The organism is Ensifer sp. ENS08 (assembly GCF_014852195.1).
GTDB lineage: Bacteria > Pseudomonadota > Alphaproteobacteria > Rhizobiales > Rhizobiaceae > Ensifer > Ensifer adhaerens.
The window spans coordinates 1-380 of sequence record NZ_JACVBF010000064.1; the positions used below are offsets into that span (position 1 = coordinate 1).

Annotated in this window: 1 protein-coding gene; it reads left to right on the forward strand. The window is 66.3% G+C overall.

The features are described 5' to 3' along the window. The coding region (locus IB272_RS34520) for an aldehyde dehydrogenase family protein (protein WP_192445899.1) at positions 1 to 380 on the forward strand (380 nt) is incomplete at both ends.

A 380-nucleotide genomic window follows, 5' to 3' on the forward strand; every position in this document is an offset into this window, starting at 1 on the left:
CCTCGACGGCTTCGTCGCCGCCTCGAAGACGATCAAGGTCGGCAACGGTCTCGAAGCCGGCGTCGACATGGGGCCGCTTGCCAACGAGCGGCGCATCCCGGCGATCGAAAGCCTGGTTGCCGACGCGGTCGAGCATGGTGCCCGATTGGCGACCGGCGGCCATCGCATCGGCAACCGCGGCTACTTCTTCGAGCCGACGGTTCTGGCGGACGTGCCGCTTTCCGCCCGGATCATGAACGACGAGCCGTTCGGCCCGGTCTCGATCATCAATCGCTTCCATGATCTCGACGAGGCGATCAACGAGGCCAATCGCCTGCCCTTCGGTCTTGCGGCCTATGCCTTTACCGGATCGGAGCGCAGCGCCCACCGCCTGGCAAGCG